Source organism: Bradyrhizobium sp. Crot121, from assembly GCF_059512385.1.
In genome coordinates this window covers 87,532-101,516 of the sequence record NZ_JCAMOR010000022.1, presented here as the reverse complement: position 1 = coordinate 101,516, position 13,985 = coordinate 87,532, and the positions used below count along the sequence as shown (strand labels likewise).

Sequence of the window (13,985 nt, the reverse complement as noted above, 5' to 3'; positions counted from 1 at the left end):
ACGGCATGTTCCCGACCGATTAAGAACCGTCGAGGAATGATCATGGCGTCGAGCAGTCGCAAGTCGCAGTTCACAATACGTCGTGCCAAGTTGTTTGCGACCGTCAGCGCTTTGGCTCTCATTGCGACTGTGCCGGGCGCAATGGCGCGGCCTCTTGGCGGACAACCATCGTCTCCCACGGCCGCTGCGGTCGCGGCCGCTCAGGCCGTCCAGCTCGAGGCTTCGCAGGCGGCGCGTGATGCGCAGAATGCCTTGAAGCGCGCGACACTTGCGGTGCAGGCCATGCAGGCAAGCCAGCAGGCCGCTCGCGATGCGGCGCGCGTCCAGCTCGGCGCCACGCCGGATATCGTGCCCAATGGCTTGCGGCCGGGCGGTCTTCAGGTGGCTCCGGGCGTGGCCACAAGGGCGAACCTGTGGCAGGGGGCGGAGCTCCCGACCGAGACCGTCAGTGGCGGCAACGCCAACGTCACGATCAAGCAATCGCAGCAGAAAGCCATCCTCGAGTGGAAGACCTTCAACGTCGGCGGCCGCACCCAGCTCTATTTCGACCAGCGCGCAGGCGGTTCAAATGCGTCGGATTGGATCGCGCTCAACCGCGTTCTCGATCCTTCGGAGGCACCGAGCAGAATCCTCGGCTCCATCAAGGCCGAAGGCCAAGTCTATATTATCAATCGGAACGGCATCATCTTCGGTGGCGCGAGCCAGGTGAATGTGGGGGCGCTCGTTGCTTCTTCGCTGGCCTTGTCCAATGAGCAGTTCCTGGCCGGTATCAACAAGCAGCTTTACGGTACCGACGCGAGCGGCAACACCTACGTCTACAAGCCCCAGTTCGGTTATCTGGAGCAACGGCAGCCGAACCAATTCGTCTCCGTCAACGACCCCAGTCAGGTTCCGGGTGCGGTGATCGGCGCGGCGCCGGGCAACGTGAGCGTTGAGGCCGGCGCTCGGATCGAGACCGCGAGCGCCGGCAAGGTCATGCTGTTCGCGCCGAAAGTGATCAATTCCGGTCAGATCTCCGCCCCGGATGGCCAAGTGATCATGGCTGCCGGTGAGCAGATCTATCTCTTGACCAGCCAAACGGGCGTGCGCGGTCTGGACGTCGCCGTATCGTCACCGATGCGCTGGCTGTTCGACTATTATGCGATGCAGGCCGCGACCAATCCGTTAGCTCCGACCAATGCCTTCACGCAGGATCTGCGCGACATCGTCTTCCCCGAAATGGCGGCGAGGGCGGCTTCGGTCGGCTACCGCGTCGCCAATGACGGTGTGATCCAAAGCGACCGCGGGAATATTACGATCATGGGTCGCGAGATCGTACAAGACGGCGGGCTTTTCACGACCACAAAGCTGAACAACCGTGATGGCTCGATCCGGCTGCTCGCCTGGGATCAAGGCATGATGGCGAACGGCAGCTCGTTCAGCGGTTCGCCCCTGCAATACTGGTCGACCGGAAGTCTGACCCTGGGCTCGAACAGCGTCACCCTGGCGACACCCGACCTGAGCGACGTCGAAGAGATCGAGCAGACATCGCTCAAGACACGTTATCAGCCCGGCCGCGTCGAGTTGCGCGGAAACCTGATTGATGTGAAGGCAGGCGCAAGCGTGATCGTTCCGGCGGGCAAGATCAGCATCGTGGCAAGCACCTCGCCGCTTTCGGGGGAAGAGCCGATATCCGGCGAGCCGACCGTTCGCGACGGCAGCCGCGTTTACATCGGCGAAAATGCCTACTTGAGCGTCGCGGGCCTGCAGGACATCGCGGTGTCGATGGACCGCAACTTCGTCGAGGCCCAGCTCTACATAAACGAGCTGCGCGATACGCCGCTCTATCGTGATTCCTGGTTGCGCGGCCTCAAAGTGATCGTGGATCGACGGCGATCGGGTGACTTCACCAGCGGGCCCATGGCCGAGGTCAATTGGATCGACGGCCAGCCCGGCCGTTGGGTAGGCACGCCTTTGGCCGACGTCTCATCCTGGGTCGGCGTGGGCAAGACTGATCTTGCCGAACTCTCCACCAAGGCCGGCTCGATCGTAATAAAATCCAGCGGTTCGATCATTACCCGCGAGGGCTCATTGCTCGACGTCTCGGGTGGGTCGGTGCGCTATACGGATGGTTGGAACACGACCACCAAGCTGCGCGGCGCCGATGGACGAGTCTACAATATTGGCGACGCCTTGCCCGACCAGCTCTACACGGGGGTAGCGGGGGGCTTTACCCGTCGCCATGACCGGTGGGGTATCAGCGAAACATGGACTGACCCGCTCGGCAAGTCAGCGCGCACGTTCGAGAAGGGATACACCGAGGGGCGTGACGCCGGTGAGATTCAACTCTTTGCAGCCGAAGCACTCGTTCTCGAAGGTAGCTATTGGGGCGGCGTGGTTGTCGGCGAGCGCCAGGCGGCGCTCGGTAATCCAGCGAAGGCTGGTACGTTAAAGATTGGCGCCAACAGCGATCCGGCCCGGTTGTGGCTACCCGGCGAGCTCATCATCGCGAGCGATCCGGTTCGCTTGGCTGATGATTTCAACGTCTCGAGCCCGCTCGACACCATCTGGTACGATCCGAATTCGGCCAATCCGCATCGTGACAAAGTCACCTATCTCGATCCCGCCGTGCTTGCCCAGTCCGGCATGGGTTCCTTCGAGTTCTATGTCGCCAAGGGTTTCACGCTCGGTGAAGGCGAAGCGCTCGAACTCCTGCCCGGAGCCAAACTGAACGTTATCTCCAACGTGCCGAACAACCTGCCGACCACATTCACTATCGACGGGACGATCCGTATCGCCGGCGGCGATATCTGGTTCGTCGGCCAGCACAACACTTTCGGGGCAAATTCGCGGATCGACGTCAGCGGACAGTGGATCAATGAACTTTTGAACCCGGCAGCGTCGCTCTTTCGGAAGATCGATGGCGGTACGGTTCAGGTCGCCGGAGACTTCGAGCAAGGCGCTGTTATCGACGTTTCTGGCGGGGCAAAGCTCAGCGGTGGCAGCAAGCCCAGCATCACAGCCGGTGACGCGGGACGTATCAGGCTGGGAATTGCCGATGCCGATATGCTGTCGAATATCGATCTTCGCGGCTATGCGGCGGGCTCGGGCGGCGAACTGGAGCTCATCACGAGCTCCGATGTCGAATTGGGCGGCGCCGGCACAAATACCGCCGCTTTCCATCTGAACGATTCTCTTTTGGGTGATCGCGGCTTCCGCTCGCTGGCGATCACGACGCAAGGCACGATTACGGTTACCGAAGGGGCGAACATCGACCATCGCGTCTCCAATCTGGTGATCGATACTAAAAAGGCATTCGCTGCCGAAACGGGGACGTCCATCGCGGCTCTCGGAACGCTTGCCGTTCTGCCTGTCTACGAGCGGGTCGAACGCAAGCCCAATGCTCTCAGTCTGGCAGGCGGAACCAATGTCACCGTCGGTGCTGGCGCCGTCGTCAGGACTGACATCGGCGGCACCATTTCTCTTGCGACCTCCGAAACCGGCAGCCAGGTTGTGGTCAAGGGCACGCTGGATGCCCCTGCAGGAACGATCCAGCTTTCGGCGAACAACGGCGACGTTATGCTCGCTGATGGCGCCGAATTGCTGGCGCGTGGCGTATCGACGCTGGTCAAGAACGGAAACCTTCAACCTGTCGTCGACGTTCGTCCTGGCGGCTCCGTGGGCATCAAAGGCGTCATGCTGGACCTCGATGCCGGTTCGCTCATAGACGTCTCGGGCGCGAGCGGTATTGTCCAGGTTCCGATAGGGGGCCTCCAGCACAGCAACCTCGACTCCCGCATCGATAGCAACGGCGGTTCGATCTCGCTCACGCTGCAATGGGGTGTGATTGCAGGTCGTCTGGTCGCTAAGGCGGGCGGCCCTGGTGCGGTTAACGGCAAGATCTCGATAAACGCGGAGGTCTCGGGCGGCTTCAATCCGATCGAGGCGATCAAGAACGATGCGGGGCTCGGACAACTCGATCCCGACTGCTGGGGATATGCGGCCAACGGTGCGTGCGACTACAACCCGCTCGACGTGATCGGGTTCGACCTTGCGCGAATCGCCCGGGATTTGGGGATTCCAGCATCGGGCTCATGGCTCATTTCAAAGGAAATGATCGAAGCCGGAACCGGCGGAAACATCATCATCACCTCCGCGCCACCGGCAAGTGGTAGCGGTGTTGATCCGAGAAATTACGGCTGGACCGACGCGACCATTCAAGAACTCCGGGATACTGTCGGGACGGACTTGCTGGCGATTTTCCCGTCCACTGTGCAGGTTCGCAATGCGTACATTCGACCGGGTGTGCTGGCGTCGGGCTCTTTCGCCGACGTGTCGCTGACGACGGCAGCAAGCATCAAGCTCGACAACGCGGTCGTCAAAGCGGATCGTTCTCTTCAGATTTCGGCACCGCTCGTCAATCTCAACGGCGGCCGCTCCAGCCTGATCGCGCCATACATGTCATTGACTGGAACCGGACAGTCCAGCACCAGGCGCGAAGGCGGGCTCACATTGGTCGCATCCGTGATCGACGTGAACAGTGAGATGAATATCCGCGGCTTCGCGGAAACGGCCTTCGATACATCCGAGTTGCGGCTAATGCACCGTTCGACGCCAGCATCCCGCCGCTCTCTGTTCTCGATGTCGATGGAGCGTTGGTTTTGAGAGCCGGGCAGGTCTATCCGGCGACGGGCACCAAGGCGACAATCAAAGCGTCCGATCGGATAACGGTCGACCGGAAGGACGTGGTCGCTCCGCCGTTGTCGGCCGGCGGCAGTTTGACTCTGGCGGCGCCTGTCATCGAACAGAACGGCGTGCTTCGAGCGCCGTTCGGGCAGATAACGCTGAAAGCAAGCGAGCGTCTGATCCTCGGTGCCGGCAGTGTGACATCGGTGTCGGGTGCTGGGCTCACCGTGCCATATGGAAGTCTGTCCAACGGAGAGAACTGGCTCGATCCGACCAAGCCAGGTGCGGTGGGCGCCGACGGTGTTCTGACCTCGCCTCCCGAGAAGCGGATTTCGCTTGAAGCCCCGGTTGTCGAGAGTCGGGCGGGGTCGGTCATCGACGTCCGCGGCGGCGGCGACCTCTACGCCCGTGAGTTCGTGCCTGGGCCCGGCGGTTCGCACGACATCCTGACGTCGGCCAACGGCTATGCGGTGATCCCCGGTTTCAACGGCGCGGCACCGGGCGGCATGGTCGGTGATCGAGTCTGGCTTGCTGGCGGCAATGGTTTAGCGGCCGGTTGGTACACGCTGCTGCCGTCGAGCTACGCGGCGTTGCCCGGCGCTTATCTCGTCTCGCTCGTTTCCCCGGCGACGACCACGCCGCTGGCGAGGCCTGTGAGCCTTGCCGACGGATCGGTCATGATGAGCGGTCGGCGCGGCGATGCGTTGCTAGGCAGCGAGGACCAGCTCTCGTCAGTCTGGCGGGTGATTACGGGCACGCAGTTGCGCCGGTACACCGAGTACAACGAGGCCTTCGCCAACACCTTCTTCGCCTCCGATACATTCAAGCTCACACAATATCGCTTGACCGGGCTCAATGTGGTGACGCCGCGGCTGCCGCTGGATGGCGGCGCCGTCGTGTTCAAGGCGACGCGGCAACTGATCCTCGACGGCAGCCTGCAAGCGCAGACCCCGGAAGGGGGCCGCGGTTCTCTTATCGACATCGCCGGAACCAAGATTGCGATCGTTGGTGCAGGCGTTGATCGCTCGGATCTGCGCGCCGACGGTTACCTGGTCATCGATTCCGCGAGCCTGTCCAGGTTCGGCGCCGGAAGTCTGTTGATCGGCGGCACGCGCACAGGGGATCCTCTCGGCTTGCGTCTCGACGTGACCGCGAGCGACATCCTCGTCCGGAACGACTCCGGTTCGGCCCTCACCGGGCCGGAGATTATCCTTGCGGCGAGCGGGCTGGTCGACATCGGCGCCGGCAGCGTGATCAGGGCGGAGGGAACGGCGACGCGCGGCGCCGGCAATCTGATCATGAAGCCGCAGGTGGCGGCGCGCTACGAGGATCCCGACGGTTGGGACGACGGCAACCCGGCCGACGACGTCATGGTGGCGCCGTCCAAGGACTATGGCGCGCTGATCCGCGTGTCGAACGGTGATGTCGTCCAGGTGATCCGCGAGAACGTGGACACGACGATCGGCGGCACGGTGCGGGTCGGCGAAGGCGTTCGCCTTACGGCTGACCGTGCGCTTCTGATCGATGCGACACAGACGACGGAGCTTGCCGGAAGCGCGGTGCTGTCGGCGGCCTCGCTGTCCGTCGCGTCGGGCCGGATCGGCTTTGGCGGCGGCACCAACGGCCTCGTCCTGTCTCTCGAATCCTTAAAGCAATTGAATCGCGCCGAGAGCCTGACGCTCCGCAGTTATACGACGCTCGATTTCTATTCCTCGTTTAACCTGAGCGGCGCCGGACTTGCCTCGGTGACCTTCGATGGCGCCGGCCTTGCGGGATATGGCGCCAACGACATCGAGGTGTCCGGCGGCTCTATCGCGCTCATCAACAGCGGTGGAGGAACTGCGACTGCGGGCACCGGATCAGGCACGCTGACGCTGGCCGCGGACCAGCTCATTCTCGGGGCCGGAACGAAAACGATCTCCGGTTTCGATCATGTCGTGATGGCGGGACGTCGCCAGATCACAGGGCAGGGCAATGGCGGGATCGACACCGGCATGGCAGCACTGACGATCGACACCCCCTTGCTGACCGGGCGCAGCGGCGCTGCGCAGTCGTTGATCACGGGCGGCATGCTACGGCTCGCGGGAGCCGGCACGGCATCGACGAGTCTCGAGGAGAGCCTCGGCACCCGGCTTACGCTCCGCGGCCAGACGATTGAGGTCGCGACCCGCATTGCCGCGCTCGGCGGCGCGGTCGAACTGACGGCCGGCGCAGGTGGCGTGACGTTGTCCAACGGCGCGGTGATCGATGTCGGCGGCTTCGCCAAGCAATTCTTCGACGTCAGCGCCTATGGCGATGCCGGACGCATCAGCCTGACCGCCGTCGACGGCGGCAATGTTGTCGTTGGCTCTGGCGCGATCTTGAATCTGGCTGCGCACGCTGGCGGTGGCAATGCCGGCAGTCTTGCGGCGACGGCATCTGGTGGCGGCACGGTTGTACTCGATGGCGCGGTCGCCGCGCAGGCCGGAGCGAACGGGAAGGGCGGCACATTCGTGCTCGACATCGCCGAGTTGCCGGAGTTTGCAGCTTTCGCCGACCGCCTTAATGCGGCGGGCTTCACCCGCTCGCGCCAGTTCCGTATCCGATCCGGCGATGTCGTCGTTTCCGGCATGACCAAGGTCGAAGACTTCCAACTCGCGGCCGACCAGGGACGGGTGACGATCGCCGGTAGCGTTGATGCGCGCGCGACTTACGGCGGCAATATCTTGATCTCGGGTGGCAATGGCCTGGTGATGGAGAGCTCTGCCCATCTTCTTGCCGGTGCGACCGACGCCACACTTGGCTCTGGCCGAGTAACGCTCGAGGCGGCGGGCGGAAGGCTCGATGTCCGCGGCGGCGCGATCGATGTCGCGGGCGGCGAGGCCGGCCGGGTGCGCTTCCGCGCGCTGCAGAACGCAGGCCACGATGGCATCGCCGTCGATGCTTTGGCGGCCCATATCATCGGCGCTCGCTCGGCGGTGCTCGAGGGCGTGAGCGTCTATACCGGTGCGGCCACCAGCGCGGTTCAGGTCCAGGCGGTTAGCGATGCCCAGACGTTCGGTACCCATGCTGGTGCTATCGCGGCTGCCTTAGGGCTCAGCTCACGCGGCATCGAGCTCATGTCCGGGATCGAGATTCGCAGCACCGGCGACCTGTTGATCGACCAGGCCTGGAACCTGTTCGCCGACTTTGGAGCCTCACAGCGTGAGGGCACGTTGACGCTCCGCGCTGCCGGCAATCTGATCATCAACGGCAACCTCAGTGACGGCTTCGATCGGGCCGACCGGTCCGGGGTGTTGCAGGATGCCGCATCCTGGAATCTTCGCCTCGTCGCCGGGGCCGATCTCGGCTCGGCCTCGGCGATCACCACGATGCCGCTCGCCGGTCTCGGCAGCAATTCTGGCACGATCACGGTAGGTAACAGCAGCAGTGGCATACTGGTGCGCACCGGCACCGGCGATATCGATCTCCGCGCCGGGCGCAACCTCGACCTCGCTCACTATCAATCGGTCGTCTACACTGCGGGGCGCAAAGATACGACGACCTGGGACAACTTCACTGCGCCCTCAGCGGCGACCTACGGAATCGAGGGTGGACACCTTACGATCGCCGCGGGAGGCAGCATTTCGTCGGCGCTTCCGGCCAACCCGAAGGACAACCAGCTCTTCGTTGAATGGCTCAAGCACGTCGGCGGCACGGATCAAGACTATGTCTTCCGTCCGGGCGAGCAGAGCTCCTGGTGGATTGACTACGCAAACTTTGCGCAAGGCGTTGGCGCGCTCGGTGGCGGCAATGTCTCGGTCTTCGCCGGAGGCGATCTCGACAATATTCTCGTGGCTCTCCCGACCAACGGTCGGGTGCGCGGCGGTCGCACGAGCGGCGAGGCCAAATCGTTGGAAATGCGCAATGGCGGTGCACTGACTGTCGACGTCGAAGGCGCGCTCCGCGCTGGCTACTACTATGTCGGCCGTGGCACAGGCACGGTCACCGCGGGCGAGACTGCGACCGGGCGATCCGTAACCATCAGCGGACGCGCCGCCGGAATCTACAACATCGCCCCTGTGTTCGCTCTCGGCGACGCCGAATTGAGTGTGCGCACGGCCGGCGATTTGATCGTCCAAACCGTGCTCGATCCGCTGATGCTGAGCGGTGACCCTCTGTTATTGGGCGGTATCGCTCGTCAGAGCGCGATCATGAGCGGCTATACAAACCGCACCGCTCTCAATCTGGTATCGATCGGCGGCGACGTTCGACTCGTCAATCAAGGTCAATTCCTGTCGAAGGACCTGAACCTCAGCTACGTTTTCGATGGAGATTCCGACTACGGTGCGATCGGTCTCTTCGCCACGAATCTCTATCCTGCGATCACGAACGTGCTCGCGCTGAATGGCGACATCGTCAACTTCGGGAGGCTCTACACCGCGCCCGGTACACATCCGGAGCTGCAGTTGCTCGCCGACCGGGACATCATCCTGGGCTCGATTACCCAAACGCGCGCCATTCCGGAGATGATGCCGTCTCCGTTCCAGCCTGTGGACGGCATCAACGGTGTCGTAATCAGTTTCGCGGGCTCGCCTTTCGACGACATATTCCAGAATCCGCCGCAAAGCGGAAGCAGCTTCCACTTCATGCTGCAGAATGCCATTTCTACCGACCGGGTCACTTACGGAGTTCACGGTCTCTTCCTGCAGAGCATTCGCAACCCCGCGGTGCTGCCCAACGCCGAGGACTATGAGCCGAGCCGCATCTACGCCCGTCGTGGGACCATCTCCAACGTGCTCCTGCGGAACGACGGCGATCCACTCTCGACGCAGGTCATGACCGCGGAGCAGACATGGTTCCGTGCCGGCACGGATATTCGCGACATCAACTATCAACTGCGCAATCTGCATGCGACTGACGTCTCGCTTCTGGAGGCCGGCAACGACATCATCGGCGGCACCATGCAAGTTCAAGGACCGGGGCTGATCACGCTGAGCACAGGCCGCGACGTCTACGGAGAGGCTCTGTCCATTACCACGACCGGCAATCGCAGTTTCGACGGCAATAACCGGCCGGTCGTCGGCACCGACATCAGAGGGCTACCGGAGCAGGGCGCCTCGATCTCTGTGATGGCAGGCCTGCAGGACAAGCGGCCATCCTACGATGCTTTCATCGCCGCTTATCTCGATCCCTCGCGTGTCGCGGCCATGCCGGCCTATTTGACGACAACACTGCCGGACGGCACGTTGGTGCCGCTCTATCTCACCGATCGGAGCGAGGAGCGCGACGGCCAGCAGAAGCTGCTCAGATTTGGCCTCGTTTCTTTCATCGAAGAGAAGACCGGCGAGACCCTGTCGCCGCTCGACGCGTGGGCGCGCTTCCTAAGCCTGCCGGAACTGGTTCGCCATGCGTTCGTCTATCGCGTCTATATGCAGGAGCTGCGTGAGGCCGGCCGCGATCAATTGACGCCCGACAGCAAGGGCCGGCCGCTCAATGGTGGATACAACCGCGGCTACGCAGCGATCGCGGCGTTGTTCCCGGGCGAGGGCTGGAAGGGCGATGTGCTCGGCCAGTCGCTGACATTGCGCACCATGGCCGGCGGCGGCATCGAGGTGCTGGCTCCCGGCGGTGGATTGCAGGTTGCAGCACTGGGCGCAGCCATCGGGGACGGGCAAGGCCTCGTTGCGCTCGGGCCGGGCGATATCAGTGTCTTCGTGAAGAAAAGCGTCACGGTGAATCGGTCGCGTGTCCTGACGTTTGGCGGTGGAGACGAGACGCTATGGGCTACACTTGGCGATATCGATGCCGGTCGCGGCGCAAAGACGGCCCGCGTTCCTTCGGCGCCGGAGGTTGCCACTAGCGTTGATGCGGTTACCCGTGTCCAAGAGCGGGCGGATATTTCCGGTAGTGGCATCGGCACCATCATCGGTTTTGCTGGCGTGGTTCAGGGCGATGTCGACCTCGTTGCGCCCGAAGGCACGGTGAATGCAGGGGATGCGGGCATCCGGGTTGCGGGCAAATCTCAATCTCGCGGCGCTGCATGTCCTGAACGTCGCCAATATCGAAGTCGGCGGCCAGTCCAAAGGCGTGCCGGTGATCGAGCCGCCGAATATCAGTGGACTGCCGGAAGCCGGAAACCAGGCCGGGGCCGCGGCCCGGCAGGCGGCGCCCCCGCAGCAGCGGGCCAACGAACCATCCTCCGTCATTATCGTCGAGTTCCTCGGATTCGGCGGCGGCGATGGCGAGGAAGAACGTCCTCGCAAGCGCGAGCAGCGCTCACAAAACCCCGATAGTCCGGTGCAGATCGTCGGCGCGGGTAATCTTGGCCCAGGCGCGCTGCAACGACTGACGGTGGAAGAACGCAAACGGGTCGTGCCGGCGAGTAGCGACGACGGACTTGTCCACTAAGACCATGCGGCCGGTGCGAACCGACTATGACGATCAAACTCGTTGCGTACACATACGTTCCTCAATTCATTCGACGACCACGGCGCGGCGCATGACTTTCTGCGCCTTCGCCTGGTCGACGCTGAACGCCAGCGTCCCGTAATGCGAACCCCATGACCCCGATGCGTTCGGTGCGCGGGTGGCGAGGAAGAGGTCGACGACGTCCTGCGTGCTGTGACGCAGGAGCTCTGCACCCTGCAGGACGCGTGCGACCGCTTCGGTCATCGGACGGGCGACGAACTCGTCCTCAACGGCTTCGCGAACCAGTGTTTCGGTATGAAGGACCAGCGCGTCGAAGCGGGCGTCCTGACCGAGCAGGGGACGGGTCTCGTCGAAGAGTGCCTGGATCGTGCGCGGGTCCTTGGCCATCGCCCGACGGACATCCATGCACATCATGTTCGCCGTGCCCTCCCAGACGCTGTTCAGCGGCGCTTCGCGGTAGAGACGCGCCATCGGATTTTCTTCGATGAAGCCGTTCCCACCATGACACTGGAGCGCTTCGTAGGCGATGGACGGGGCGCGCGAGCAATTGAAGAGTTTGGCCGCCGGCGTGGCTACGCGGGCGAGCAGCCGTTCGTGTTCGGAGGCCTTCATCTGGTCTGTCGCCTTTGCGACGCGCAGCGCCAGAAGCGTGGCAGCTTCGACTTCGACGGCCATGTCGGCCAGCACGTTGGTCATCATCGGTCGGTCCGCGATGGAGGTGCCGAACGCCCTACGGGTGGTGGTGTGCTGCAGGGTTAGCGTCAGCGACTGACGCATCAGACCGGCGGAGCCAATCGCGAAGTCCAAGCGGGTCAGGTGCGCGTGCGAAAGTATCTCGCGGATACCGTGGCCTTCCTCGCCGACGCGGATCGCCATGGTGCCGGCGTACTCGACTTCGCTGGAAGCGTTGCTCTTGTTGCCGGCCTTGTCCTTCAGACGCTGGACAAAGAAGTTGTTGTAGCTGCCGTCGGGCAGCGTACGCGGCAGGAAGAAGCAGGTCACGCCGCCATTGACCTTGGCGAGCGTGAAGAAGCCGTCGCTTTGCGGCACCGAGCAGAACCACTTGTGGCCGGTCAGTTCGTACCAGTGCGCCGGCTTGCCGTGATAATCCTCGGAGTGGGAGAAGCGAGCAGTCGTCTGTGTCTCGCGGAGATCGGAGCCGCCTTGCTTTTCGGTCATGGCGTAGCCGATCACGACCGAAGGCTTTTCGCTCACCTCGCGGCGGCTGAATTCGTATTCGGTCCCCTTGACCTTCTCCGCCCAGATCGCCAGCGCGGGCTCGGCCTCGAAGCCCGCGTACGAAGCGTAAGCCATGCCGGTCGGACAGGCGGTGCCTTGTTCGACCTGATTCCAGACGTAGGACAGCACGGCGCGGGCGTAGTGGCCGTTCTTCTGGTTGGTGCGCCAGGCGAGGTTCGGTACTTCATGCTTCCACGCCAGTGACATCAGTTCGTGCCAGCTCGGATGGAAGTCGACCCAGTCGATGCGGTTGCCGAACCGATCGTGGGTCTTCAGTTCGGGCAAGTGGCGGTTGGCGAGGCGGGAGAGCTCCTGCACATCCTCGTCGCCCGCGACCGCGCCGAGGGCCTCGCAGCGGTCCGCGGCCCAAGGAGCCTCGCGCTCGATCGCGGCGCGCAGCACGGCGTCGCCGGTAAAGGCATTGAAGCCGGCGGCGGGCTTGGCCTGGTTTAGGACCTTGTGGGTGCCGTAACGGCTGGCGGGAGCTTCGAGTGCTTGGGTCATGGGACGCCTCCAATTCGTTCCTAGGTTCGTGGCTCGCTGCGTTGGCGAGCATTCTCGAAACCGAACCGACCCTCAGGCAGGGTCGGAAAGTCCACCAAACTGAAGCGATTGTTCAGTTTCAGATCGGCTCAAAAGCGCTGATTTTCACGCGAAATTACATCATCTCTTGACACCGATCGATTTCCAAATCAAGATGAAAATGAATTCAACTTCATCTTCGGGTGACGAGATGGCGACTAGACAGGTCCGTTCCCTCGACAAGAAGACGCATATCCTGCGGGCCGCGCGCGGCGTCGTGATGGATGGCGGATTCCAGGAGCTTCAGATGAACGCGGTCGCGGCCGCAGCCGACGTCGCGGTCGGAACGATCTATCGATACTTCCCGTCACGTGCGGATCTCTGCGCCACCATCGTCAGCACGGTTTCGCAGCGCGAGGTCGACGTTCTATCGGGGATCGCCGTCGCGGAAGGAGAGCCGTCGCAGAAGGTGAGGGACGCGGTCCGCACTTTCGTGCTGCGAGCCGTGCGCGGCAAGCGCCTCGCCTACGGCCTTATCTTCGAGCCGATCGATCCGGAAGTGGAAAGCACGCGACTGAAGTATCGACTTGCCGTCGCGCGCGTCTTCGAGACCATTATCAAGGAAGGCCTCGCCGCCGACGAATTCCGCAAGGTCGACGTCAGGGTCGCCGCAACCTGCCTCGTCGGAGCCTTCATGGAAGGTCTGATCAGCGTTCTCGCGCCCGGAGCCAGCGGCGTCCCGGTGCAGACCGAAGAGTTCGCGGATTCCATCGCGGATCTATGCCTCGCCGCGGTCGCGAAGCCGGACAACCCCCTGCTCGAGCGAGAGCGTCCCGCGACCGGTGCGGTGGAAGCCGTCTCTCTGAAGAAGTCCTGAGCGGCCGAAGAGCGAGGGGCCGACGGGGGCTCCCGCGGCCATCGGCCGACTGCTTCGCCCGATCAATGGACGCGGTAACGCGTCGGTTCACTTGGAAAGGACAACACAGATGGGCAACATGAAGGTGCTTTCCCTCGCCGACATCAAGTCGGCGGTCTCGCTCGATGAGTGGCAGACCCGGATCGATCTCGCCGCCTGCTACCGATTGATGGCCGTCTTTGGAATGACGGACCTGATCTACAACCACATCAGTGCGGCGTTCCGGGCGAGGAAGGAAGCTATCTCATCAACC

General features: G+C 63.1%; 4 protein-coding genes. 3 read left to right on the top strand and 1 reads right to left on the bottom strand.

What is annotated here, in order from left to right; translation table 11 throughout:
• Positions 1 to 42 precede the first annotated feature (42 nt).
• Positions 43 to 4,644 (top strand): two-partner secretion domain-containing protein, encoded by a 4,602-nt coding sequence (locus tag AC5ZGW_RS20580; RefSeq protein ID WP_130226522.1) that lies wholly within the window; start codon positions 43 to 45, stop codon positions 4,642 to 4,644.
• The gene (locus tag AC5ZGW_RS20575; protein ID WP_130226523.1) at positions 4,641 to 10,919 is read left to right on the top strand and encodes a filamentous hemagglutinin family protein; all 6,279 of its coding nucleotides are present in this window, start codon (positions 4,641 to 4,643) and stop codon (positions 10,917 to 10,919) included. The genes AC5ZGW_RS20580 and AC5ZGW_RS20575 overlap by 4 nt, the downstream gene beginning before the upstream one ends.
• 181 nt (positions 10,920 to 11,100) lie before the next feature.
• Here AC5ZGW_RS20575 and AC5ZGW_RS20570 read toward each other — a convergent pair whose 3' ends face one another.
• Complete coding sequence (locus AC5ZGW_RS20570) at positions 11,101 to 12,798, bottom strand: acyl-CoA dehydrogenase family protein (protein ID WP_130226524.1); 1,698 nt, start codon at positions 12,796 to 12,798, stop codon at positions 11,101 to 11,103.
• 229 nt (positions 12,799 to 13,027) lie between these two features.
• On the opposite strand from AC5ZGW_RS20570, the gene AC5ZGW_RS20565 reads away from it, so the two are divergent.
• A complete protein-coding gene (locus AC5ZGW_RS20565) occupies positions 13,028 to 13,693 on the top strand; it encodes a TetR/AcrR family transcriptional regulator (RefSeq protein ID WP_165435268.1) in 666 nt (221 codons plus the stop codon).
• Positions 13,694 to 13,985 lie beyond the last annotated feature (292 nt).

Bases quoted from the DNA above. Each gene is read 5' to 3' on its own strand.
- AC5ZGW_RS20580 (WP_130226522.1), top strand. From the start codon at position 43: ATGGCGTCGAGCAGTCGCAAGTCGCAGTTCACAATACGTCGTGCCAAG.
- AC5ZGW_RS20570 (WP_130226524.1), bottom strand. From the start codon at position 12,798: ATGACCCAAGCACTCGAAGCTCCCGCCAGCCGTTACGGCACCCACAAG.
- AC5ZGW_RS20565 (WP_165435268.1), top strand. From the start codon at position 13,028: ATGGCGACTAGACAGGTCCGTTCCCTCGACAAGAAGACGCATATCCTG.